This window comes from Okeania sp. KiyG1, from assembly GCF_014132355.1.
Lineage (GTDB): Bacteria > Cyanobacteriota > Cyanobacteriia > Cyanobacteriales > Microcoleaceae > Okeania.
This window is the reverse complement of sequence record NZ_BLZO01000094.1, coordinates 188,168-213,831: the sequence shown is the minus strand read 5'-3', so window position 1 is coordinate 213,831 and position 25,664 is coordinate 188,168. Positions and strand designations below refer to the sequence as shown.

Here is a 25,664-nt window from a genome sequence, read left to right as displayed (position 1 = left end):
AACTATGAACAAAAATTTCTAGAATATATGCAGCAGTTACCTTTAGAATATTCAAACTTTTTATTCCGAGATTTAGGTACTGCATGGCCAGATACTTATAATAAATTTTCTGACCCTAGTCATTTGAATCTTTATGGAGCGATCGCTGTTTCTCAAAAGTTATCTGAGGATAATATTATTCCTTGGGTCGGGGAGTGGGGAGTGAGGGAGTAGGGAGTGGGGGAGTGGGGGGAGTGGGGGAGTGAGGGAGTAGGGGAGTAGGGAGTGAGGGAGTAGGGTCAATTTATTGTTACTAAATAAAAATTGTATTCTTTAGAATGAAATTTTCTACATTTTGCTAGGATTAGTTAACCAAAAATAATGAATGCCTTTTTAGGCAACAGGCAACAGGGAATAATATATAGGAAAAAGTATTTTTGCAAATATGAGATGCACCCTAATTATTTTGATAAATTATATTGCCAAATAGAAAATTTTTGCAACTTTATTTATGGTCTAAACTACAAAACAAAGTGTTCTTTTAAACTGATAATTAAACCTATAATTTTTTGTATAATATCATGTCCGGATGATTAGTGATAAAAAACTTTCTCCTTCTTCTTCTTCCTTCTTCCTTCTTCTTTTTCCCTCCTGACTCCTGACTTCCCCCCCTCCTGGGAGGGGTTAGGGGTGGGTTGGGAGGGGTTAGGGGTGGGTTGGGAGGGGTTAGGGGTGGGTTGACTCCTGAGGACTCCGTCGTTATTTATTTATAACTGTTCAACCGGACATGATATAACTGACTGAATTAAACTCTTCTCAATTTAGTTTGAGAACACTGATTTATAATTTCTATACGACGTTTGCTAAGGCAAACCTTTCCTCCGGAATACTACGCAAACACTAACATTAATTGTACTTAGATTCTAAGTATAATCAGCTATAAAGTGATGTAATTTATTGTATACTACTCCAATAACGTTATTGGCGATTTGAGATAAGTTTTTCCTTCACGGGATATAAATAAAGTGATAAATTTGATTCTGGCTCCATGGTAATAAAAGTGGTTTTTTAAAGTTTTTTGTAGTAAACTATCCTGATTCATATCAGGTTTCATGGATATTATGGTTTAAGTTCTATGAAACCTTTTTCTGTTCTATAATTTAAGTTTTTTGTCCTTTACTTAGACTTAGCAAATATATTTTCCCATACTAATATGAATCAAGGTAACGAACAATCTCCCAAAGATCCTCTCATAGGTCAAGTAATAACTGGTAAAAATGGTGAATACCGTATTGTGGCTCTCTTGGGTGAAGGTAGTTTTGGTATTACTTACTTAGCAGAAGATTTGTCTAATACTAGCTCTAAATATGCAGTAAAAAAGTTAAACAGATATACGAATGAAGCACAAAAAAATTTTAACAGGAATCTGATATTTTGAAAAAATTAATCATCCTCAAGTTCCGAAAATGATTGATTTTTTTACCTGTAATTTACCAAGTCCTCAAGGAGAAAGTATGTTCTTAGTTCAGGAATATATTGAGGGTGATAATCTGAAATATGAATTTAAAAATAATCAGAGAAATGGAACAAAATGGAATCAAACAGAAGTCATTAATTTTCTGATAGATATCTTGGGAATATTAGAATACCTGCAAACCAAAAGCATATCAGAAAAAAAATTGATTCATCGCGATCTTCATCCTGCAAACTTAATTAGAGGAAGGCAGGATAGAAAAATCTATTTAATAGATTTTGGTCTAGTAAAGTTAATCGCTTTAAATTATAGTCGAGATTTATTAAGTGCTACAATTTGTGGTAATGGTAAGTATTCTGCTCCCGAACAAATAAAAGGAAAAATAAACTTTTGTAGTGATATATATTCTGTTGGTTTTGTAGCAATTGAAGGTTTAATAGGAAAACATCCTCTATCTAATCATGGTTCTAGTGAAACAGTAAAATGGCAAGATTTACTATCTGAAGTCGATCGAAAGATATCTAATGTTCTAATCAAAATGGTAGAGCATGACCCAACAAAACGCTACCAATCTGCAATGGAAGTTCTGGCAGATTTAGAACCTTTTAAAATGCTAGGTAAAACTCTTAAAAATAATACCTATAGAATTAAGAATTATTTAGGTAGTGGCAGATTTGGTAATACTTATCTAGCAGAAAATATAGAAGAAAGTCAAACCTATCCTTATGTAATTAAACAACTAAAACTTGAAAAATATAAGAATTTAAACAAAATCAAAACAAGAGAAAAGTTTAAATACGAAGTAGCAGCTTTAACGCTTTTAGGTTCGGGTTCATACAATAGGATTCCTAAATTGCGAGATTCTTTTGAAGAATCAGGAGGAAACAATATTTCCGACCAGCCAACTTTTTATTTAGTTCAAGAATATATAGAAGGTGAAGATATTCGCCAAGAGTTGAGTAAAAAAAATTGGAACCAAAATCAAGTTATTGAATTTTTACACCAACTACTAGAAATATTGAACTTTATTCATAGTCATAGTGTGATTCACTGCGATATTAAACCTTCTAATATTATGCGACGTTTTTCTGATGAAAAATTTGTTTTAATTGACTTTGGTTCAGTTAAAAAAGCGGTGATTTTTTCGGAAAATATCGGTCAGTATAATAGCTCTGAATCAGTAGGAACTATCGGTTATATGTCGCCAGAACAAGCTCAAGGAAATGAACAAATTGGATGTAATAGTGATATATATGCTCTAGGAATAACTGCTATTCAAGCATTAACAGGAAAAGAACCGAATCAGTTAGGTCTGCGGGATAAAAAAACAGGAAAATATAACTGGAGTAACAATATTCAAGTTAACAATAAATTAGTCAGAATTTTGGATAAGATGGTAGATTTCGATCATGTACGAAGGCGCTATAATTCTGCGCAAGAAGTTTTAAATGATTTAGGAAGATTGAAGGGCAAAAATATTATTGAATTTCAATCATTAATTAAGCGGAAGTTTTGGATGGTAGGGACTATATTTGGGGTGATAGTTTTGAGTATATTGATATTGGGCTTGATTATTTTTGTGGGGGATTCAAAATACCAGGAAAGTTTTAATAAAGGAATGAAACTACTAAATAAAGCAAATAAATTGGAAAAAGAAGGCAAATCGTCTGAGGAAACTTATCAAAATGCTCTAAGATTTTTTGAACAGGCACTAGATATCAGCCCAAATGATGTTCATTCTTTGATTAATAAAGGCTATATATTTAGTAAATTGAATCAACCAGAAGAATCTGAGAAATCTTGTCAAGCTGCTTTAGAAATAGCAGAAGTGAATGATATAGAAAATCAGGCAAAAGCTAATAACTGTATCGGAGTTTCTTTGAGCCAACAAAATAAGTATAAAGATGCTAATGGTTATTATGAAGACGCGATAACAATTAATCCTGAATATATAGAATCTTGGTCTAATAGGGGTTATACATTAATGCAATGGGGGTATGATATAGAAGAGAAAGGTAATAATTCAGAAGCTTATAAAACATATTTACTGGCAGAAGATTTTATTAAGAGTGCTTTGAGAAAGATTGAAAATAATAGAGCATCTATATCAAAAGATGACAATAATTTTGAAATACAGATTAGACTAATGTTAGGAGAAGTTTTCTTTAGACAAGGCAAAGTTTTAACAAAAATGAATGAAAACGCAAAGATTATTTTTGATAAATCGGAAGAATCTTATAATGAAGCCCTTGATCTAACAAATAAAGACAATCTAAAAGGTTTAAAAGCTAGAATTTTATTAGCTAGAGCGAAAGTATTTTATGAATTGTCAAAATTTGAGGCAGCATTAAGAGATTGTCAAAAAGTCCAGCAGCTAGAAAGAGAAATAGAAGAAGGAAATTTGAAACTAAAGACTGAAGCTTTGAATTGTCAAAAAAAGCTACAGCAATAGAAAGTGATAAATCTCTTTCAAAAATCAATAATTTAAGATAGGTAGGCAAGAAAAAAACAGCTATATAACAAAAAGTAAAGTAACTCACAAGCCTTTTTGCTTGTCCCTTCTACTCTCTGCCTCCTGCCCTCCTCTAACGATAAATTTTGATACCTACCTACTTAATCTTGCTTTAAGGGTATTATCTAAAGTCTAGGTGTAAACCTCTGCAATGTTCTTTGCCAAAAATTTGTTTGAATTCCAACGGTTGACAAATATAATCCATCCCCTGCCAAGCTTCTCTTTGAAGGCTTAACATCTAGTAAGTTGCTTAACAATTCTGGCCCTTCTTCAGGTTTAAGTGCAAATAAGTTTTTACTATTAGCACTGCAAGAATCTTCTTGTGCTAGACAAATTACAAAGCGATCATTTGGTTTTCCTAAAATTATTTCTAGCTTTTGATCGCTTTCAAGATGAGTCTGCAATTTCTCAGAGACTTCTTCGCAGGTTTGTTGCGCTCTATTTAGATCGTTCGGGAAAGTTAGATCAAACCTAAAATACAAAACATCTCGAAGATCGGGACGATCAGTATGAGAGGAAATTTCTATAATTGGTGAGTCGCTTGTACAGGTATCTTTAATATTCTCAGCACGAACAGCCAAGGGATATACTGTGAAGCTTAACCCACCCAAGATTCCTGTCAAAGCACTTTTCAAAAAGAATTTTAACTTCATAGGAAAATTTAGTGGCTAAGAATTAAAGATAATTATCTTTAGTTATGTATCATATAGGATAGCATAATATATTTTGTATACAAAACATCAATTTACAAAGGGTAACTCTGTTTGTGATGCTCTAGGGTACTTTACAGGACTTTGGAGAGAAATTGCTTGCAAGCTCTACCAAAATAATCTTGAAACAGGTACTTATACTTAAAATTTTCTATATTAGTATCTAAAATACCTGAGAAAATTAGTATTACTTTATCAATTACCAGACCTAACCCTCTAGGATTATTACTTCACAGGGTATTCCTTTTTTCTCTAGTGAGAATATCTTAGGATCTGGGAGCTTCTGGTTGGTAAGCAATCAGATGCATGAAAATATTCAAGCAATAACTGAGGTTAGGTTATAGCCAATTTCATTAATGAATTTTAATTCTCCTTGGTGAATAATTCCCCTCTAGTATGATAATGAGTTAATAACAAATAGCTGATAGCTAATGACTGACTGCTGAATGCTTACTCTAGTTGTGGAGAGAAAAGAAAACTTTAAAGTAAGAACCAACTGTTTAGATAAATCTATTTGAGAGAGAAAATGAAATTTTTAAACAATTTATTAACTACTTTAATAATAGCAACAGCTATGGGCATAATTCCACCAGAAATTATTCTGGCATCAGCTAGTGAAGGAATTCATAAGAAAGCAAAAACAATTACGGTTTCAGTTGGAATTTCAGAAGAGGGAAAATTTCAACCTTTAGGTTCAGGAGTTATCTATAAAAAGAAGAAAATACTTATTATATTTTGACTGCATCTCACGTTATAAAGAATCGAGATATAGATAAATTGAAAGTAGCAACTTTCAATGGCAAACAATATCCAATTGAAGAAATCGAAAAAGAATCTAATCTTGATTTAGCTATCTTAAAATTTACTAGCGAACAGAAATATTCCTCTGCTAAATTAAATTGTGCTGATGTTCAAGAAGGGGCTGATGTTTATGTATCTGGATATCCTAATAATTTGGAGTGGGCCAGGAATTTTCAGATGACTAATGGAATTATTTCTTCTACTAAAGATATAGTCGATAATAATCGTGTTTTAACTTATACAAATAATACAACTAGTGGAATGAGTGGTGGTCCTGTATTGGATCGAAAAGGATGTTTAATTGGGGTTCATAGTCTGAGTGACTTACAACTAAACCGCCAAAGCGAAGCTATATTGCTACCTAACAATCGACTTGAACCCATTCCAGTCAAAACAGGGTTTAAAATTGGCATTCCAATTAAGCCTAATCGAGGGAATATCCAAGCAATGATTAGCCAAGCAAATCAAATTCCAACTCCTCCAAAATCAAAACCAACTTCAACAATTCAAAGTTCTCCTTCTCCAACACCAAAATCAACTCCAACAATTCAAAGTTCTCCTTCTCCAACACCAATTCCAAAAATTCCAGAGCCAGAAGTAACTGCTACTGAACCAACTCCAACAACGGTTCAATCTTCATCCTTTAAACCTGAAGAAAAAGAAGCAATATCTATTATCAATTCTATGTTCCAAGTTCAAAAGCAAAGATTAGAGGAGGATAATTTTGAGTGTATAGATTATAAAGATTGCCGTACTAAAGTTTTCCTTAACTCTATCAATCAAATGAAGCGTAATGGGGTAGATACTAACTCAGAAAATTACAACTTTGTTATTCGTACAACTACTAGAGGAGTATTTCATTATGCTACTCCCAAAAGAGGTATCAATAATCTGAATTTGAAAGCTTTTGTTGGAGCAATTTTACTACCAGAGACAGCCAGTAGTAATAATCCAGAAACAAATTCTATTACTTGCTCCACAAATAATTCAGTAGAAAAATCATCTCAAATACCTGATCCAAATTACAGCTTACGAAATAGACCAAATTGTAGGCAAGGAACGTTCAATATAGAAGCATCAGAATTTTCAGAAAATACACCACAAGAATCTCCAAAAGTTGAAGAACAAGCACCAGAATTTTCAGAAAATACACCACAAGAATCTCCAAAAGTTGAAGAACAAGCACCAGTTCAACTATCATCTATTTTTATTGCTGATGTGTGCGAGTCATATAGCAAAGAACCTTCACAAAAAAAAGATGAAGCTCTAAATTTTCTACAAAAAAAAATCTCAGAAAATCAGCGTTCTATTTGGATAAACTTTGCTCAACAATGGCGGAAAGATAGTGGTCTTGTTATGAGAGAACCAAAAGATTTATTTCTTACTAATGTCTGCCTCAACTATCAGCCAGAAGAATATAAAAACCACAAAAAAGCACTCGAAACTTTTCAAAGTGCAATTAACAAATTACCTTCAGAGGTTCAATCTCAATTTCTTGAAATTTGGAATGCTTATGATGAATTAAAATAGTGCCGAACCACCAAAATAAACAACAAGCTTTATTTCCGCTGAAATTCCTCTAAAAGTTCCCGAACATTTTCATCAGCATATCCTATTTCTAGCTGAGATTTTCCTTCTAGAATTTTCTGAATTTTTTGTAGTCTTTCAATTACCTCTTCGAGACTTCTAAAATATTCCAGACTGTATAACTTATTTTCAATTAATTTTAAAGGAGAGTTAATCTCATTCTTCTTAGTATTATTGCTATCTATAAAATTGTGACTTGTCATAAGTTTAATATCTACTATTGTCTGACAGTCTTTAATCTCCTGGCAAATCTGCTCGACAAATTGATGAAGTACACATTCCCGAATAGTATCCTGTAAATTCCAATCATATCCCTCTTTATCAATCATATATCGGTCATTTAATGATTGTAAAGCATTCAAAATATCGCCTATTTGTCGAGGTGGAGAGACAAATTTTTCTTTCAACTTTTCTATAGATAAATGAGATTCAAGAGCCAGCCAATAGACAATTTCTTGCTCCAAAAAAGTCATACGTTTAAACTGGTCTTTTATTATCTCTCCAAACCCCCTAACCACATAGGTTAATGTTTGACTTAAAAATTCATCAACATCCCCTCCATAAAGTTGCTTAATAGTATTTGAAATTAATTTCAAACCAAGAGGATTACCTTCATAAAGTTTAATCAAACGCTTCCACATATCTTTTCCAGATAATTTTTTTGCTGCGAGAATTTCTGTTGCTTCCTCCTCTCTGAGTCCACCTAATTGTAAGGAACGAACTGGTTGTATTTCTATTTCTTCATCCTCTATTTCTTCCTGTGCCAAAAAAGCAATTTCTCTTGGTTTTTCTCGACTCGTAATTAATATGCAGCTTTGATGTTTTTCCTCTCCTAAACGTCTTAAAAGTCTGCCATATCCTTTATATGTATCTTGATAATGTCCGACAAATTCATTAACCTTTAAAATTGTCTCTAGATTATCGAAAATAATCAAACAACGACGCTCTCTCAAATACTGCATTAATGTCGAAATCATCTCATTTTCTATTTTTTCTCGTTCTAACTGAGTAGTAGATTCATTTTCAACTTTTAAATAAGTAGTAAATTTGCCAGACAAAATATCAATTAAACCCCTTATAGTCTTGGTAAAATCTGGTGCATTACGGAGGGTCTGCCAGATAACATAATTAAAATTATTTTTAATTCTTTCAATTAGTTTAACTGACAAAGCTGTTTTACCAATACCACCTTTTCCTAAAATTGCCAAAAGTTGACACTTATCTTCAATTATCCATTGTTCAAGTTTAGTAAGTTGTTTTTCTCGCCCATAAAAATTAGTTGGCCGTGGTGCTTCTTCTAAATGATAATATTTATCATCAGTTTGAAACTCCTGCTTGACTTCCGTTTGAGATTGATATTTTGACTCAAGTAGATATTTCAACTCCGTCAACTTTCCTGGGCCACTGCTGGTAAGACCAAATTTTTTGTAAGCTTTTCCTAGTCTTTTTTGGACAGCTACCTCAGAAATACCTTCTCTCTCAGCTATTTCTTTAATTGACAGACCCTCCAGCGCGATGCTCAATGTTCTGCGTTCTTCCTCAGACAGTTTAACCTTAGTACCTTCAATCCTTAATTGCTTGAAAAAGTCTTGGGGTAATTGAGACATCAATATATTTTCCTCCCAATATACTTAACTTCTTTCAAGTATACATATTGTACCGGAACATGAGCGGAAGTCAGCGGAAGTCAAAAGTCAAAAGTTAAAAGTATTAATTGGTAAAGTTTTTAGGATTTTGTCACTGGTTAGTTATTTCTGCCATCCTGCACTGCGGAACTCAAAAGTTATATCAAAGGTATTATTCAGCATTATTAAGATTGTAGGGGCGTTTTGCTCCGCAACATATAAAGCGGAGCTTGGCGCTAGCCAATGGCCATTCGCCCCTACGCATTGTATGACGATTGATCGATGAAATTATATTACTCCGAAGCCAACGGATTTTATATTAAAAGTCAAAAGTCAAAAGTATTAATTGGTAAGGCTTTTAGGATTTTGTAAACTGACACTTTTTTAGACCAAAAAATTCTACAACCAATATCAGTCAATGCTTTGATATTAGATCAGTAAGCCCTAAATAAAGGTTTCAGCCTTCAATAAAAAAAAATCATACAGGGCATTGACATTAATATATTTTTACAGTATATATACTATAAAAGTCCTGGTTAAATTAAGGATGACTAAGTTGATAAATATAGTCCTGTTAGGGCGATCAGTAGTAACCGAACGGTGAGACTCGTTGGTTTAAAACCTAAGTTCCAAGCTAACAGCATAATAACTCGTTTCGTGAAATATAACTGAGTCGGCTCAGTTCAGGAAATAACTCATAAGGCTAACTATATATATGATGTTATATATATCAACAATAACTATACTATGTATATAGAATTTTGTAGTTTTAGCTGCGGACGCTAATCATATATAAAGCTGAACTACAGCTATAAAGTTTATTAAATAAAGGTTTCAGCCTTCAATAAAAAAAAATCATAGAGGGTATTGACATAATTATATTCTAAATATAGTATATATACTATAAGTAACGAAGTGGAAGGAAGTAATCTCAGAGGTTTAGGAGATTACTTTCGGTGCGGAATACTAGGCAAACCCTTTGGTCGCAATTGACTTCTGTTCAACCGGATTATATATCAGGACTTACGCAGGAACACTAAATCCAGTGAGGGCGCCATTCGGAGCTTTAAAGGTTAATTTGCGTAAGTCCCGTATATGACTTCTGACTTCCGTGAAACGGTATCACTTCACCGAATCATCAAAATTAATTCTTGACATTAAGGAAAAAAATATGAGTAACTCTACCAGACAATTTCAGCAAATCTCTGATGCTGACAACAATATCAATCTTACTGTCGATCCTGAAACTCAACTGGTCACAGTAGAAGATGCTTCACCAAGCATTTCTGTACTCTGGGACCGAGCAGTACAACAAGCAGTCATCAATACTTCCCCTGGTCCAACTGTTGCTTCCCGTGCTTATGGTATCGTACACACAGCCACTTATGATGCTTGGAGTGCTTACGATCCATTAGCTACATCAACTCAGCTAGGAGACAACCTCCAACGTCCTCAGTCAGAAAACACCGATGCCAACAAAACTGAAGCCATGAGTTTTTCTGCTTACCGAGTACTATCTGAACTCTTTCCCACTCAAGTAGAAATTTTCAATGAAGTAATGACGGAATTGGGCTTCGACCCCAACAACACCACCACAGATACTACTACTCCTGCTGGCATCGGTAATGTATCCGCCGAAGCACTATTAACATTCCGCCGAAATGATGGCTCCAACCAACTAGGAAATGACCCCAACGGTGACGGTACTCCCTATTCTGACATTAGCGGTTATCAACCCACGAATCTCCACTGGAGAACCCTACTAACATTGAGCTGTGGACTCCCGAAAGAGTTCCCATTGATGCTTTACCCGGTGAAGAACAAGGAATGCAAACATTCTTAACACCTCAGTGGGGAAATGTCACACCCTTTAGTCTCACATCCCTGGAAGAAATACGACCAGAAGCACCAGAACCATTTTTACTGGTAGATGGTGAAGTAGACTTAGAAGCACGCACAATTACTCTAGCAGACCAGTCTGTGGTTGAAATTACTCCCGATATTGTGGGTACTATTATCAATCCTGGATTTATCGAACAAACACAAAGAGTTGTCGATTTTAGTGCTAACCTGACAGACGAGCAAAAATTAGTTGCCGAATTTTGGGAAGATGGAGGTGGTACATCCTTCCCTCCAGGAACTTGGATGACTTTCGGACAATTTGTTTCCGCCAGGGATAATCATACTTTAGACCAAGATGTGAAACTGTTCTTTAACTATGGGTAACGCAGTATTTGATGCTGGTATTGCTGCTTGGGAATCTAAAACTTTTTATGATTATGCTCGACCTGTACGCACAGTAAGGGAATTAGGGGAACTAGGCTTAATTGGAGAATTTAATCCAGAGCTTGGCGGTTTTGCTATTGATGCTTGGGCAGGTCCGGGAGAAGGAACTCAAACTATTTTGGCAACTGATTTTCTCACTTATCAAACTCCTGGTAGCGACCCTTCACCTCCTTTTGCTGAATATGTATCTGGTCATAGTACTTTCAGTGCAGCAGGTGCGGAAATTTTAGAACGGTTTACTGGTAGCGATGATTTTGGTGCGGGGATAAGTTTTGAGGTGGGTGAGTCTCGTTTTGAACCTGGTGTGACACCTCTTGAACCTATAGTCTTAGAGTGGGATACTTTTAGTGACGCTGCTGATGAAGCTGGTATTTCTCGTCTTTATGGTGGTATTCATTTTGATGATGGGGATATCAATGGTCGGGAGTTAGGGCGAGAAGTAGGGGAAAGTGTTTGGGAGAGAACTCAGTCAGTTATTGCTCCTAATGTTATTATCGGTGCAAATGATGATGATGATTTAATCGGAACCACTGAAAATAATCTCATTTACGGAAATAGAGGTGATGATATTATCCAAGGTTTGGATGGTAATGACTTGCTTCACGGAGGCAAAGGTGACGATCGAGTTGATGGTGGTATAGGAGATGATATTATTGGTGGTCAAATGGGTGATGATATTCTCACTGGTGGAGCAGGTGGGGATATGTTTGAGTTCAGGTTTGGTTATGGTGACAATATTATCACTGATTTTGAAGATGGAATAGATGTCATTGGTTTAGAAGATGGTCTGAGTTTTGAGCAGTTGACTATTTCTCAGATAGGTAATGACACTCGCATTAGTAGTTGACCAACTTTCGATTAATTTACAAGGAGTTTCCGAAAGTCTCATTGGTGTTGATGATTTTATTCAGCTTGGTTGAACTCACTCATCAATCATCAGTTAAAACATCAAGTTCTAGATTAACTTTAGGAATGATTAAGAATAGCAAAATTAAGGTAAAAAATTCTCTCTCAATCATCTTTTGATTCAGCTAACATTAATTGAATTTATCTATTCAGCAATAAGGAGAACAACAATGGTATCGATTTTACAATCTAATCCCAGTCTGAAACTAAAATGGCACTACCTAGAATTTTGTCAAAAAATACTTGGTCATCAATATGTAATTACCAATGAGAATGTAATTGCTGCAGTAGAGACAGCAACTTTTGAAACTTCACAACAAGTACGTTTCGTGATTCAACCAGGTTCACCGCAAGAGGTTCAAGAGTGTCTCAAAGCTGCTCAACTATTTGGAATTCATATTCACCCAGTCAGTCAGGGATATAACTGGGGATATGGTTCTCAAGTTCCTGATGAAAACTTGAGTGTGGTTATGAATTTGAGTAGACTCAATCAGATTAAGGTAGATGGTAAAAATGCCACCGTCACTCTTGGTCCTGGAGTAACTCAGCAGCAGTTATTTGAGTATTTGCGGTCATATTATCCCCACTTGTTCTTCTCTCTCACAGGAAGTTCACCTTATTCCAGCATTATTGGCAATGCTATAGATGCAGGTTATGCCAACGGTCTGAATGTAATTCGCTGGAACTATGTAATTTCCCTTGAAGCAATTTTACCCTCTGGTGAATTACTCAAAACTGGATTTGATGCTTTACCCAACGCCTCAACAGCAGGAATATCTCGTTATGGTCTCGGACCGGACTTGAAAGGTTTATTTCGGCAATCAAATTTAGGAATTGTCACCGAAATGACGTTGGAATTATCGTTATTGCCTGCATACCTACAAATATTTTATTTTTCCATTGATGAAGAAGAGCAGTTAGGTGAGCTAACTGACCAATTGCACAATTTAAAGCAAACTGGATTAATTGAAAGTAACTGGATACTGTTGCATGGCTACCGAATTCTGGCAGAAGTCAGTCAATTTCCTTGGCAAGAAGCTTATGCACAAAGAACTCTAGAGCGCCAGCTGATGCTGAAACTCTTACGCCAACAACAAATCCCTGGCTGGTCAGGAGTTTATAATGGAGTGTTTGCTGTCTATTCTCCTACTTTGAGGCACGCTGAAGCAATGAAAGCAGATATTCACGAAGCCCTCAATAATAAAGTAAGTCGATTGAAATCGTTTACTGTAGACCAGTCTCAAATTAAAAGATTGCGTTGGAATAGGAATCTAGAAATTCCTGAATTGACTCATAAGCTACTTAAAGGTCGTCTCTTGACTTTTGCTGGAATTCCTGTTCAGGGCAGCATTCCTATTAGCTATTGGCGTAAACGCTATTCAATTCCAGAAATTATGGATCTAGACCGAGACCGATGTGGTTTTATCTGGCTAGCTGTGACAGCACCTGCTTCTGGTAGCGATGCACTTACTATTGTTCCTGTTATTGAACACTTTTTTAATGATTACGGGTTTGAGCCAATGATTGTTTTGGACGGTGTTAACAGGAGAGAAATGTATGTAATGACATCTTTAGTTTACGACCGCGAAGTTCCTGGTCAAGATGAACAGGCAAGAAAGTGCTTTGAGCGTCTAGCAACAGAATTAAGGACGATGGGATACTATCAATACCGTTGGCCTAAAGCACTTTCTGTTGAGAATGCTTTACCAGAAAGAAATGATGACTATGCTTCAGTTTTTGCCAAGCTACAGTCATGTCTACTAGGAGATTAGGCAGTAGGGAAATTTGCAGAGGATAAGTTTTTTGATTGTGCTATTATGCGGACAGAGTATAATATCATGTCCGGTTGAATAGCTATAATTAGAGCTTCGTAGTTGGGCTTGAGCAAGAAGATAGATATTTCAGTTGCTCAAGCAAAACTACAAACAAAATTTTTTTATCACTAATTATCCAGTCACAGTACCTTCAGTGCAGCAGGTGCGGAAATTTTGGAACGGTTTACTGGATGATCCTATTGATTGCTGACTGCTGACCGCTTCTTTAAAAACTTTCTTTGATTCCTTTTTCAAAGAAGAAGCCAGAAGTTCTCATTGTCAATTATTAATTATTAATTATGTTAGATACATCACCACTTGCTAATTACTTAGGTTTCTTCGCATTAATTTCCTACATCATTACTTTATTACCAACAACTTTGAGAGTTGTTTTCCCCAGAACTAAAAAAACTGAAATTCCCAAATTTTTGCTGAAGTATCGTCGTCAAATTGGTGTCATTGCCTTTTTATTTGCTCTTGGTCACGGAGTTTTATTAGTTCGTAAAAGAAACTTTGATTTTTTCGCTCTTCAAACTTATTGGATATATGTACAAGGAGTTGTAACTTTCATTATTTTTACCCTACTAACAATTACTTCTAATAATTGGAGCGTGAAAAAGTTGAAGAAAAATTGGAAGAAATTACATGAACTAACTTATCTAGCAATGTTTCTCCTAGTCTGGCACGTCATTGACAAAATGTGGGGTCATTGGAGTTATCTTACTCCATTGGGAATTGTGGGAATTACAACTATAACAGTTTTGTTTATTGTGAGAAAAATGAGAGAACATCAAAATATAGCGCTGCGCGCAGGGAACAGGCAACAGGCAACAGGCAACAGGTAACAGGCAATAAGGGGAATAAAAAACCGTTTGCGCAATATAGCGCTGCGCGCAGGCAACAGGCAACAGGCAACAGGCAACAGGTAACAGGCAATAGGGGGAATAAAAAACCGTTTGCGCAAGCATTCCGTAGGAATCATATAAGACTTTTAGCTATTGGACAATTCCTGCAATTTGTAAAAATGCTAGCGCAAATTGCGATAAATTGTCAAAAATTAAGAGTATTAAGCAATTAACAATTAATAATTAATAATGGCATATTTTAAAATGAATAAAAAATCTTGAAATGTAAAATATTAAACCTAAACTTCAACTATTAATTATTAGTTATTTTGATATTTTTGAGAGGACAACTGAACAATGATAGGATTAAAATCTATACTTTACACACCTTTTTGGCGTAAATACTCTACAACCCTAGTATTAACTATTGTCACAGGAACAGGAGGTTTGGGGTTATGGCATTCCCGATTAATATCAACCAACAATTTTCTTCAGAAAACACAAACAAAAACCCAACCTGAGAAAACTATTGCCCAAAATCTGGGATGGGTTTATACAGTTGCTATTACCCCTGATGGTCAAACTTTAGCTAGTGGTAGTTATGGTGGTGTCATAAAAATTTGGAATTTAAACAATAATCAGTTACTTCATAACATAAATGCTCATGCTGACGCTATTGAATCTATTGCTATTACTCCAGATGGAAAAATTCTTGCTAGTAGTAGTTGGGATAACCGCATTAAACTTTGGGATCTAACAAATGGTACTCTCATCCAAACTCTTGCAGACCATATCGATGATGTCAAAGCTATAGCTATTAGTCCTGATGGTCAGACTCTTGCTAGTGGTAGTTATGATGGCATGATTAAGTTATGGAATCTCAAAACTGGTTCTATTGAGAGTAGCTTTCAACATTCAGCTCCTATAACTGCTCTAGCTTTTAGTCCTGATGGAAAGATACTTGCCAGTGGTTCTCAGAATGGTCAAATCAAGACTTTGCAGTTACATACGGGTAAGCAACTCCATTCCTTGGCAGCACATACAAACAGAATTTGGGCGATCGCTTTTAGTCCAGATGGTAAATTTTTGGCAAGTGGGGGTACTGACCGAACTGTTAAGTTATGGCAAGTAGATACTGGTCAGCTACAAAGCATTTTTGAGGAGCATTCTCAAGCAGTTTTGTCTGTTGCTTTTAACTCTGATAGCAAAACTCTTGCTAGTGGTGGTTACGATAGAAATATTCATCTGTGGGAGATATATACAGAAGAACTACTGGAAACCTTGACTGGTCATTCTCAAGCAGTTTGGTCTTTACAGTTTAATCCTGATCGGAAAACTCTTGCTAGTGGTAGTGCTGATGGGACTATTAAATTGTGGTCTGTATCTGGTTTGAGTAGTCACGAGTTAGAGAATGCAACTCAAGCATCTGTTGTGAAGAAAGAAGCAGAGATAGTTATTGTTTCAGAGATTACTGATATAGCTAAGTTAGAGAGGTTAAACCAAAAGCTGTATGACAAAATTGACCAAAGTTGGCAACAGACTCCTAATTGGTATGAAGATTTGGTATTTCGGGTGAAAGTAAATGAGGATGGAGCAATAGTTAGTTTTGAATCTATAAATCAATCTGCTCAAGATTATACAGGGCAAACGCCTTTACCTAAGCTATTAAGTAATACTAATTCTGAAATTGTAACACAGAAACAATCTTTTGCACTATTCCGGGTGGTAATGACTCCAACAGGTATACTTAAGGTTAGTCCTTGGAATGGTTGGTTGTAATTTGAATTAGACATCTCCTCCAAAAGAGGGAATAGGGAATAGGGGGAAATAATACCATTTCTCAAAAACTTTTCTACATTTTGTTGAGCAGGGAAGTAGGGAACTAAGGGAGTGGAGGAGAAGTAAAAATAAGAATAATTAACATTAAATTAACTCAAATTAGCAAAAAGGTAATTCAAACTGTGTTAATTACTTAATAACTGAAGTGCTGTCTAAGTATAGTATGACTTGTGGGAGTTGGTATAACAGGCAATAGGGTTTCAGCACCTAAAAGTTCTGTAAGTCCCACTATACTTATCCGTAATATTGGCAGTAGATCAATTTTCGGATTATCATAGAGAAAAAGGATCTTGAATTCATAAAACTAAGTAAAGTGGACAAAAATCACAAAAATTACTATTAGTTATGAATGTCTTAATATTTGCTCATCGCACTATATTTCTTCCTTATTCTTTAATTAATTATGTGGACGATCGGTCAAAATAAAACCCATAAACAGAAAAACTGTATAGGCAAAATAATTTCGCAAAAAATAATTAAAATTACCGAAAAATTTAGGTATAAAGCCTCTCCATTCATGGAAAAAAAAGCGGTCGTTTTGCTACGCAACATTAAAAGCGGAGCTTCCCGTAGGGAAGAAAAAAATCCTTTGATCCAATCCTCTTATTTATAAGAAGAGGTAATTCTAAATTCTAAATTCTTAATTCTACATTCTAAATTCTTGAAGAGCATATTACTATTATTTTGTTTATCATTTCTACTGGTTATATTTATCATTCCTACAACTAGAGCTTCAACAACAAAGATTTCAGCAAACCCACAACAAATTATTAGTTCCACAGAAATAGATGATTCTTATGAAAAATTAATTGATGGATTTGAAAAACTAGAAGGAATGTTTACCATTTATCGGGATGAAGAAACAGGTAAAACATTAATGGAAGTCAAACCAGAACAACTTAATAAAAACTTCCTTTCTGTAATTACTTTAGAATCAGGTATTGGCGAGGCAGGTTTAATTAGTGGTTTACCATTGGGTGATTTTATCTTTCAGTTGCGCCAACATCAAGATGATATTCAATTTGTGCTACCTAATATCAATTTTCGGACTAATGAATTAGACCCTCAAGCTCGTTCAATTAAACGTTCTTTTAGTGACTCAGTTTTATATTCTCTGTCTATTGAAGCAACTCATCCTCAAAGAAAAACATTGTTGATTGATTTAGAGAATTTATTAATAGGAGAAATGAATTTACCATCACTAGAAGAAGCTTTACCTGATGACTACTCAATAGATCGAACAAAGTCTTATATTAGTGATGCTAAAGCATTTCCTTTAAACATAGAACTGGAGTCAGTTTATGGTATTTTAAACGAAGATAATACAGTATATTTAGAATCTTTGCCAGATAGCCGTGCTTTTAACCTCAAAGTTCGCTATAGTTTTTCAGAATTACCAAGAAATAATGGTTATATTCCCCGATTAGCCGATGAAAGAGTAGGTTATTTTATTAGTGCTTATAAAGATATTTCTAACAATAATCGTCGTGAACCATTTGTTCGTTATATTAATAGATGGCATCTGGAAAAACAAATTCCTAGCGCACCTTTATCGGCCCCTCTAGAACCGATAACTTTCTGGATAGAAAATACAGTACCAATCGAATATCGTGATGCCATTCGAGAAGGAATATTAATGTGGAATAAAGCTTTTGAAAAAGCAGGATTTGTTAATGCGATTCAAGCCAAACAAATGCCAGATGATGCTACTTGGGACCCGGCCGATATTCGTTACAATACAATTCGTTGGTCTACTATTTTTGACTCTTGGCTTGCAGGTATAGGGCCTTCCCGTGTCAATCCATTAACAGGGCAAATTTTAGATGCAGATATTATTCTCAATGCAGGAATTATTAGGAGTATTAAATATGGCGGAGTAGGCAGTATAATTGTACAAAATCAATCTCTGGCTGAAGCTTTTCAAACCAAGGATGGAAAAAGTTACAATCCCTGCGTATTAGATATGTATTCTCGCTATTTAGGAAATCTGAAAACTGAGACGGAAGCTAATACTTCAAATAACAGTATAGAATCTATTCTTCCTCAATCTCTACAAGCAAAATATCAATCTTTTCGGAAGTCGTCATTATCAAACTCTCACTTATCAGAACATCTTTGTTTTGATTGGGAATCATCTCAGCAGTTGGCAATAGGGGCGGTGGCAATGGATGCTTTGCAAAACATCAGACCCCACAGTACAGAAATAGATAGGTATGTAAATCAATATTTAAAATATCTTACTGCTCACGAAGTTGGACATACTCTTGGTCTGAGACATAATTTCCACGGTAGTACAATGCTCGAACCAGAACAATTGAACGATACAACTATTACTCAAACAAAAGGGTTAGTAGCATCTGTAATGGATTATGTACCAGTTAATATAGCTCCACAGGGAACAATACAAGGAGACTATTTTCCCACTGTAGTCGGTCCTTATGATGATTGGGCAATTGAATACGGTTATACACCTAGTGACACGACTAGCTATATAAGTGAAAAAGGATTCTTACAAGAAATTGCCAGACGAGCATCTCAACCAGAATTATCTTATGCTACAGATGAAGATACTGATGGTATTGACCCTGCAGCAAATACATTTGACCTCAGTAGCAATACATTAATTTATTCCCAGTGGCAACTGGATAACGCCCGGAATATTTGGGAAAGTTTAGAAAAGCGCGTTCCTCAAAATGATGAAAGTTATAGCGAAATCAGGGCAATGTTTGATACGGTCTTCTTCTATTATATCCAGCAAATAATGGATACTACTTTGTATGTAGGCGGTCAGTCATTTAATCGGGAGAGTACAAAAAATACTAATGGGCGATTACCATTTGAACCTATATCTGTAGAGCAACAACGCCAAGCATTAGAAATTATAGATAAATATATTTTTGCTGAAGATGCGTTTCAGTTTGCACCAGATTTACTGAATAAGTTAGCACCGTCACGTTGGCGACATTGGGGAAGCTATGGTTGGTTGTTTCCTTTAGACTATTCTATTCAAGATAATATTTTGTTTTTGCAGCGGATAGTTTTACGATCGCTCCTTTCTAATATTCGTTTGACTCGTCTACGAGATTTGGAGTTGAAGACAACGCCAGATAATGCTTTGAAATTACCGGAACTTTTTGAGACTCTGCAAAATAGTATCTGGACGGAAGTTCTAGAGTCTAGTGGTAGAGAAGTTGAGATTTCTAGTATGCGTCGCTCCCTGCAACGGGAACATCTAAATCTGCTAATTTCAATGGTATTGCGTAATCGTACTGTACCTGAAGATGCTCGGAGTTTAGCTTGGTATGAATTGCGACAACTGGATAAAGATTTGGAGAAGATAATTAAAAAGAGGGGCAAGAAAATGGACGACTATACTATCGCACATTTGGAGGAAATACGCGATCGAATTGTGAAAACTTTGAATGCACAATTACAGTCTAATTAATAAGTTCTAACAGATATGTAGGAATCAGGAGTCAACCCACCCCTAACCCTCCTCCTGGGAGGGGAAGTCAGGAGTCAGGAGGAAAAAAGAAGAAACAGAAGAAGAAAGCTTTTGTTTAGCTGGCGCACAACTGCATCGCTATGCGACATGACCGGACTTGATATCAGACATTACGGATGCGTAGGTATGAGATCTAGTAACATTAATTAAGCACAATGTAGGAATATTCTAGCTAATTACAGTTGTTTAATCAGACATAATCCGGACTTACGCAGAACCGCCATATAGTAGGGGGCGAATGGCATTTGCTAACGCAAAGCTCCGCTAACGCCCCCTACAGATGGTGTATAATAAACTTGTCCGGATAATTAGTGATAAAAAACTTTCTCCTTCAACTCCAGTTCTTCTTCTTCCAACTTCAGTCTTCCCTCCTGAGTTCCCCTCCACCGGAGGGGTTAGGGGTGGGTTGACTCCTGACTCCTGACTCCTCCATCGCTATTTATTTATAACTGTTCAACCGGACATGATATAACTAGATATTTTTCGTAAGTCCTGATAATATTAATCTATGTCCTCAGCAATTCCTCTGTTGCTATAAGTCTAAAAAATTAAACAATTGTAAAAAATATAAAAATAATATAAAGAAAATGTATAAACTTAATTTCTCAATATTTTGCTTTACTAAAGCAACAAATAAAATCAAATAAATCAATAATTATCAATAATATAACCAGATAAATATATATCATTATTTTTAGAAAAGTCTATATTGATAGAAATTAATAAATTAAGTAAGTTAAGTACAAAAAACAAAGTATTTAACAAAAATCAAAGTAGCTCATAAGCCTTTTTCCTTCTGCTTTCTGTCTTCTGCCTAAAGCCCCGATATCAGGATAAATTGTAAAAATACCTACTGAATATTAAAGTTGATTGACAAATGTGGCATGATGTATCATAGAATTTACAGGGTGTAATAAACATTTTTTGTGTAGTTAATATGAAAGCTAAGGAAAAATAACGATGCAGGCAATTAGACAAGGTGATGTAATATTACAACCAGTTAAACTTACCTCAGGTAAAAAACTATCTCACCTGACTTTAGCAGAGGGAGAAGTAACTGGACACTCTCATCGAATTACTCGTGGAAATGCAGAACTATGTGAAAAAGATGGTACTATGTACCTGAAAGTTTTGTCAGAAAAAGTAACTTTAACCCACGAGGAACATAAACCAATCGAAATTCCTCAAGGAAATTGGATGGTACGCATTCAGCGAGAATATGAACCTATGGGATGGCGCTATGTGGCAGACTAAAATTGAAAACCTCTCAGCAGAACAAAAAGCATTAATACCAATATATCGGGAAAAGTGGCACAAGAATATGGTGTCAACTTATCCAATAGATAGGCAAAGGGCAGCAAATGCGGTAAAAGCAGCTTATTCTGCTATGGAAAAACGAGAGCCAGAGATTTTATTTATCAGTAGTCCAGATGCGATAAAAGAGATAGTAGGATCGCGATCGCCTCAACGTTTAGTGCAAATGTTGGGCACTCCGTTACTAACTTCCTTACAAGTTCAACTCTCAGAAGAAATAGAAAGTCAAATTGATGAGCAACTCTGGCTAAAACTGGAAAATGATTTGCCCAATGAAGAATTACTACAGCTAATGTTTATCTGGCAAGATGCTTTAGCTGAACACGCAGAATTATTAGGGGAGTTGTGGGTACAATGGCAAGGTGGCATTGTTAGGCAAATCTGGGAACAGCAGCAAAAACAGTTGCGACAACAACTAATAGAGTTTCCTGGAGGAGATCCTTTAATTAGATTCGGAGATTTAATTTGGCAACAAGTTGGACAACCCCTATCACAACATATAGAAGTTAACATAAGGCAACATCTATCTAGTTATTTCCCGATCCGAGAGTGGGAAGAGCAAATTAAGCAACCCCTAGAACAAATAGGCGATGCCATAGGTTTAGTCTCAAATATTAGCCAAAATTTGATGGCAAGTTCCATTGAAATGCTCGACTACTGTATCTCTGTACTTGAATGTAGTTACAACGAAAATAAATGGCAGGCACTTCAAGGGTTGGTCAAAGAATGTGGGTTTGTGTTGCCACTAGAGAATACTTGTTTGGTATGCGATCGCCCTATCAAGTTATCTCTGGACGAACAAAACCGTTTTCATGCAGAAGGTGGGTCAGCAATTAGATTTATTGATGGTTATCGTATCTATGCTTATCATGGGGTAAAGCTGCCAGAAAAATATGGATTATTACATCCCGAACGATGGCAAGTACGGTGGTTACTGGAAGAGGAAAATGCCGAACTACGACGGGTATTAATTCAGGGAATAGGTTACAGTAGAATTTGTCAAGAATTGCAGGCAGTAGAATTAGATAGTTGGCGAGAGTATACTCTGTTAAGAATAGATAATGATATTGATGTTGAACCTATTTATCTATTAAAAATGACTTGCCCTAGTACAAATTATATTCATGCTACAAGAGTGCCACCAGATATTAGTAAAGCTAGGGAGGCTATTACTTGGGTAAATTGGGGAGTAGATCCAGAAGAATTTATGGTGGAAACTTAGTAGGTGTAGATTTGATTTTTCCTACTAATTAAGTATCATCAGGAGTTACGCAAATTCATCTTGAAAACAGCATATGTAGGGGCGTTTTGCTCCGCAACATATAAAGCGGAGCTTTGCGGAACGCAAATGGCATTCGCCCTCACTGGATTTAGTTTCCGTATATGTAGGGGCGAATGGCATTCGCCCTCACTGTATTTAGTTTCCGTATATGTAGGGGCGAATGGCATTCGCCCTCACTGTATTTAGTTTCCGTATATGTAGGGGCGAATGGCATTCGCCCTCACTGTATTTAGTTTCCGTGCGTAAGTCCTGATATCATGCCTCTTTTCACCAACGCCATATCATACGCTAATTTACCAACGCCACCATTTTTTAATCATATGACTCTTGCATGGCACATTGTATGAATAACTCCACTGCTTGAGCATCAAAGTTATTAGTCAGGAGTTACGCAAATTCTTAGACAATACGCTATTTGTAGGGGGCGAATGCCATTCGCCCCTACTAGATATGGCTGTTCTGCGTAAGTCCTGATTAGTTATTAGTTATTAGAATACTAGGCACGGGAGCAAGATGCTCCCACTGCTGTCTAACAAATAACGCCCTCACTGGATTTAGTTTCCGTGCGTAAGTCCTGATAGATAAATGCTATTTCTTGGAAAAACTGCTAATATTGGGGGAAAATGTTAGGCGATGAAAGTTACTCTTTTAAAACATTATCAAAATACTTTAGAACAGTCGTTAGAAAAATTAAAAGTTTCTAATACCTCCCCATCAAAGCAGGAAATTTTGGAAATTTTATTAACTAGGGATGCTCTTAATAAAGAATTATCAAATGAAATTAAGCTTTATGCTTCTACGATATTAAAAATTGAAGAATTAGATATAAAACTTAGAGAAAATCCTAAGAAATTAATTCTAAATATTAATTTAGCTGAATATCGAAAAATTTTTCCTAAGTCTCGCGAATCTTGGTGGTGGTATTTAGATAATATTGTAGAGGAAAAAGCCAAAAAATCTCACCCTTGGAATCGTTTTGACTGGTTTTTTAGAGGAGTCAGAGGTATTTCTTTGATAGGAAACATAGCCCTTTCGCTAACACTGGCTAGACTTTGGATTTTCAGTAGCACTTCAGACTTTATCGCCGCAGCAGCTATTGTTCCAAGTATTTTATCATTACTGCAAGCTCAAAGTGAGTTAACGGAAACGGGAAAAAAAGGGTTTGATAAAGTTTTAGAGAAAGTCAAAATTCCTCAATATTTTCACGAGAAAGTGAAGCTTGTTTCTAGTTTATTAATGACAGGATTGTTATTAGGAATTTGGTTGAATTTACCATTTTTTTCTCATCGCGAAAAACTGGCTGGTCAAAAATTACAAGACCAGGAAAAATTAGCTTCAGCAGAAAAGAAGTATTTACAAGCAATTAAGTTAGATGCCGATAATTTAGATGCTCATTATAACTTGGCAACTGTCTATGAAGAATTACAAGATTTTGAGAATGCTAAAAAACAATACATAATTGCAACTAAAGGTGGATTTCTGGATGCCTATAATAATCTTGCTTATTGGTATATTCGGGAAAATAAGAATGGGGAAGCGATAGATTTGTTGAATCAAGGTTTGCAACTTTTAGAGGAAAAAGAACAGAATTTTGAGGGGTTAACGGAGCAGGAAAAATTGAATTTCTGGACTCAAAAATATAGCATATTTAAAAATTTAGCATGGGCCAGATTTAAACAAAAGCGATATGATGATTCTGTAGCCTATCTTTTGCCTGCAATAGCTATTGCTAAAAATTCTAAATATCAGGAACATATCCGAAATCCAGGGGCAGCTTTTTGTATCTATAGTCAGGTCTTGTCAAAGACAGATAAATCATCTTCTAAAGTCAAAGAAAATTGGCAACAATGTCGTCAATTAATCGAATCTCGTCTAGACGCGGGTGAGGCTATTAATGCTGAAGAGGATGGATGGTTATATGAAGCTAAACAGCAATTAAATAAATAGATCGGGATTTATATAAAATGTCAAATTGTACACCACCTGTAGGGGCGAACGGCCGTTCGCCCCTACGAGATATACGTTCGCCCCTACGAGATATGGTAGTTATGTGTAAGTCCTGTAGATAATAGTAAAGATTAAATAATACTAATAATGGTAAATTCTATGTTGAATTGGAAACGGACAATCCAGGCTGCATTGACCTTAATACTTATGGGATGGGCAACGCCTGTGTTGAGTAGTCCCATTCATCACATAATTGATGTTCGGGGGAATGTCCAGGTAAAAAAGGCACAATGGAAGGATTTTTATCAAGCTGAGTCTGGTATTACTCTCAGTGGTGAGGACAAAATTAAATTAGGAAGTAATGCTTCGGTAACGGTTTATTGTAGCGATCGCAATAAATGGACAGTTGAGCAACCAGGAACGTATCTTGTTTCTGAGGGATGTCCTGAAGGAGAGGCCGTTATTAGGTCATGCCCAGATTGTAATAATGATACACGCCGTCCTCCTGGTATTAAAGAAGAGGGGTTACAACAACTGCCTTATGTAATTAGTCCTCGCAATACTAATGTTTTCAATGACTCATTAACTATTCGCTGGAATGAAGTTTCCGGGGCAACCCAATACAAAGTTCAGGTGGGAGACTGGGAAGGAGAAACAAGGGAAACGCAAATTGTTTATGATGGGGAATTGGAACCTGGGGAATTTTATGCTGTTGAGATAGTGGCAGATAATGGGGTTGCTTCTACAGATGAAGACGATGGTCAGAATAGTTGGTTTATTGTTTTAGAGGAGGAGGAAGCAGAGACTTTACGGGAAAAAGTAGCAGCGATCGCGCAGGATGAATTAACTCAGGAGCAAGAGGGGTTAATTTTAGCCTATTTTTACCGAGGAAATGAATTAAATGCTGAGGCAATTCAGGTATTAGAAGGGTTAGTGAAATCTGGAAGTCAGACAGCAACGGTTTATCAGTTGTTGGGGGATATTTACCAACGGGTAGGATTAAATTTAATGGCAAAGGAGGTTTACCAGCAAGGGTTGGCGTTGACTGTGGAGGAGGAGAAGAGTGAAGTTAAGGCAATGATGCAATGGGGATTAGGGGAGGTGGAGTATGTGTTAGGTAATAGGGATGAAGCGGTAGAGTGGTTGGAGAAGGCGAAGGCAAATTATTTAGCATTAGGTAAGCAGCTAAATCAGGAAGAGGAAAAACTGATAAATAAAGTTTTAGGGAGAAATTAATT

At 35.8% G+C, this 25,664-nt stretch carries 17 protein-coding genes and 1 pseudogene; 16 read left to right on the top strand and 2 right to left on the bottom strand.

Annotated elements, in window-relative coordinates:
* From SAGCYANO_RS23430 to SAGCYANO_RS23420, 3 genes and pseudogenes are all read left to right on the top strand, one after another.
* A pseudogene (locus SAGCYANO_RS23430) lies at positions 1-213 on the top strand (hypothetical protein); the annotation flags it as partial.
* Between the two features lie 979 nt (positions 214-1,192).
* Complete coding sequence (locus tag SAGCYANO_RS23425) at positions 1,193-1,417, top strand: hypothetical protein (protein ID WP_202222275.1); 225 nt, start codon at positions 1,193-1,195, stop codon at positions 1,415-1,417.
* A 4-nt stretch (positions 1,418-1,421) separates the two neighbouring features.
* Positions 1,422-3,905 carry a protein kinase gene (locus tag SAGCYANO_RS23420; RefSeq protein WP_255502672.1) on the top strand — a complete coding sequence of 828 codons (2,484 nt, stop codon included), beginning with the start codon at positions 1,422-1,424 and terminating at the stop codon, positions 3,903-3,905.
* A 185-nt stretch (positions 3,906-4,090) separates the two neighbouring features.
* On the opposite strand, the gene SAGCYANO_RS23415 is transcribed toward SAGCYANO_RS23420, so the two are convergent.
* Complete coding sequence (locus tag SAGCYANO_RS23415) at positions 4,091-4,618, bottom strand: COP23 domain-containing protein (protein ID WP_202222273.1); 528 nt, start codon at positions 4,616-4,618, stop codon at positions 4,091-4,093.
* Positions 4,619-5,201: 583 nt separating this feature from the next.
* On the opposite strand from SAGCYANO_RS23415, the gene SAGCYANO_RS23410 reads away from it, so the two are divergent.
* Together SAGCYANO_RS23410 and SAGCYANO_RS23405 are read left to right on the top strand one after the other, a co-directional pair.
* Positions 5,202-5,414, top strand: coding sequence for a hypothetical protein (locus SAGCYANO_RS23410; protein ID WP_202222272.1), 213 nt, complete (start codon positions 5,202-5,204; stop codon positions 5,412-5,414).
* A complete protein-coding gene (locus SAGCYANO_RS23405; RefSeq protein ID WP_202222271.1) occupies positions 5,411-7,006 on the top strand; it encodes a serine protease in 1,596 nt (531 codons plus the stop codon). The genes SAGCYANO_RS23410 and SAGCYANO_RS23405 overlap by 4 nt, the downstream gene beginning before the upstream one ends.
* A gap of 29 nt (positions 7,007-7,035) precedes the next feature.
* Here SAGCYANO_RS23405 and SAGCYANO_RS23400 read toward each other — a convergent pair whose 3' ends face one another.
* Positions 7,036-8,670: an NB-ARC domain-containing protein gene (locus SAGCYANO_RS23400; protein WP_202222270.1), complete on the bottom strand. Its 1,635-nt coding sequence runs from the start codon at positions 8,668-8,670 to the stop codon at positions 7,036-7,038.
* A gap of 1,189 nt (positions 8,671-9,859) precedes the next feature.
* Here SAGCYANO_RS23400 and SAGCYANO_RS45430 point away from each other — a divergent pair.
* The 11 genes from SAGCYANO_RS45430 (at position 9,860) to SAGCYANO_RS23355 (ending at position 25,662) form a co-directional block, all read left to right on the top strand.
* Complete coding sequence (locus SAGCYANO_RS45430) at positions 9,860-10,531, top strand: DUF6851 domain-containing protein (protein WP_237396565.1); 672 nt, start codon at positions 9,860-9,862, stop codon at positions 10,529-10,531.
* Positions 10,516-10,914, top strand: coding sequence for a hypothetical protein (locus SAGCYANO_RS45425; RefSeq protein ID WP_237396562.1), 399 nt, complete (start codon positions 10,516-10,518; stop codon positions 10,912-10,914). The genes SAGCYANO_RS45430 and SAGCYANO_RS45425 overlap by 16 nt, the downstream gene beginning before the upstream one ends.
* On the top strand, positions 10,907-11,821 hold the full coding sequence (locus SAGCYANO_RS45420; protein WP_237396561.1) for a hypothetical protein: 915 nt from the start codon (positions 10,907-10,909) through the stop codon (positions 11,819-11,821). The genes SAGCYANO_RS45425 and SAGCYANO_RS45420 overlap by 8 nt, the downstream gene beginning before the upstream one ends.
* Positions 11,822-12,050: 229 nt before the next feature.
* Positions 12,051-13,652 (top strand): FAD-binding oxidoreductase, encoded by a 1,602-nt coding sequence (locus SAGCYANO_RS23390; RefSeq protein ID WP_202222269.1) that lies wholly within the window; start codon positions 12,051-12,053, stop codon positions 13,650-13,652.
* Between the two features lie 341 nt (positions 13,653-13,993).
* Positions 13,994-14,539 carry a ferric reductase-like transmembrane domain-containing protein gene (locus SAGCYANO_RS23385; protein ID WP_202222268.1) on the top strand — a complete coding sequence of 182 codons (546 nt, stop codon included), beginning with the start codon at positions 13,994-13,996 and terminating at the stop codon, positions 14,537-14,539.
* Positions 14,540-14,896: 357 nt separating this feature from the next.
* Entirely contained in the window at positions 14,897-16,318 is a 1,422-nt protein-coding gene (locus SAGCYANO_RS23380; protein ID WP_202222267.1) for a WD40 repeat domain-containing protein, read from the top strand.
* A gap of 721 nt (positions 16,319-17,039) precedes the next feature.
* Complete coding sequence (locus tag SAGCYANO_RS23375; protein WP_237396559.1) at positions 17,040-19,823, top strand: zinc-dependent metalloprotease; 2,784 nt, start codon at positions 17,040-17,042, stop codon at positions 19,821-19,823.
* 1,020 nt (positions 19,824-20,843) lie between these two features.
* Positions 20,844-21,137 (top strand): hypothetical protein, encoded by a 294-nt coding sequence (locus tag SAGCYANO_RS23370; protein ID WP_202222266.1) that lies wholly within the window; start codon positions 20,844-20,846, stop codon positions 21,135-21,137.
* On the top strand, positions 21,103-22,419 hold the full coding sequence (locus tag SAGCYANO_RS23365; RefSeq protein WP_202222265.1) for a DUF6745 domain-containing protein: 1,317 nt from the start codon (positions 21,103-21,105) through the stop codon (positions 22,417-22,419). The genes SAGCYANO_RS23370 and SAGCYANO_RS23365 overlap by 35 nt, the downstream gene beginning before the upstream one ends.
* 693 nt (positions 22,420-23,112) lie before the next feature.
* Positions 23,113-24,426, top strand: a complete 1,314-nt coding sequence (locus tag SAGCYANO_RS23360; RefSeq protein WP_202222264.1) for a tetratricopeptide repeat protein — start codon at positions 23,113-23,115, stop codon at positions 24,424-24,426.
* 159 nt (positions 24,427-24,585) lie between these two features.
* A complete protein-coding gene (locus SAGCYANO_RS23355) occupies positions 24,586-25,662 on the top strand; it encodes a lipopolysaccharide assembly protein LapB (protein WP_202222263.1) in 1,077 nt (358 codons plus the stop codon).
* Positions 25,663-25,664: the final 2 nt, after the last annotated feature.

Coding starts and splice junctions, on each gene's coding strand:
- SAGCYANO_RS23370 (WP_202222266.1), top strand. CDS start 20,844: ATGCAGGCAATTAGACAAGGTGATGTAATATTACAACCAGTTAAACTT.
- SAGCYANO_RS23380 (WP_202222267.1), top strand. CDS start 14,897: ATGATAGGATTAAAATCTATACTTTACACACCTTTTTGGCGTAAATAC.
- SAGCYANO_RS23355 (WP_202222263.1), top strand. CDS start 24,586: ATGTTGAATTGGAAACGGACAATCCAGGCTGCATTGACCTTAATACTT.
- SAGCYANO_RS23410 (WP_202222272.1), top strand. CDS start 5,202: ATGAAATTTTTAAACAATTTATTAACTACTTTAATAATAGCAACAGCT.
- SAGCYANO_RS23360 (WP_202222264.1), top strand. CDS start 23,113: ATGAAAGTTACTCTTTTAAAACATTATCAAAATACTTTAGAACAGTCG.
- SAGCYANO_RS23415 (WP_202222273.1), bottom strand. CDS start 4,618: ATGAAGTTAAAATTCTTTTTGAAAAGTGCTTTGACAGGAATCTTGGGT.
- SAGCYANO_RS45430 (WP_237396565.1), top strand. CDS start 9,860: ATGAGTAACTCTACCAGACAATTTCAGCAAATCTCTGATGCTGACAAC.
- SAGCYANO_RS45420 (WP_237396561.1), top strand. CDS start 10,907: ATGGGTAACGCAGTATTTGATGCTGGTATTGCTGCTTGGGAATCTAAA.
- SAGCYANO_RS45425 (WP_237396562.1), top strand. CDS start 10,516: ATGCAAACATTCTTAACACCTCAGTGGGGAAATGTCACACCCTTTAGT.
- SAGCYANO_RS23400 (WP_202222270.1), bottom strand. CDS start 8,670: ATGTCTCAATTACCCCAAGACTTTTTCAAGCAATTAAGGATTGAAGGT.
- SAGCYANO_RS23365 (WP_202222265.1), top strand. CDS start 21,103: ATGAACCTATGGGATGGCGCTATGTGGCAGACTAAAATTGAAAACCTC.
- SAGCYANO_RS23425 (WP_202222275.1), top strand. CDS start 1,193: ATGAATCAAGGTAACGAACAATCTCCCAAAGATCCTCTCATAGGTCAA.
- SAGCYANO_RS23390 (WP_202222269.1), top strand. CDS start 12,051: ATGGTATCGATTTTACAATCTAATCCCAGTCTGAAACTAAAATGGCAC.
- SAGCYANO_RS23385 (WP_202222268.1), top strand. CDS start 13,994: ATGTTAGATACATCACCACTTGCTAATTACTTAGGTTTCTTCGCATTA.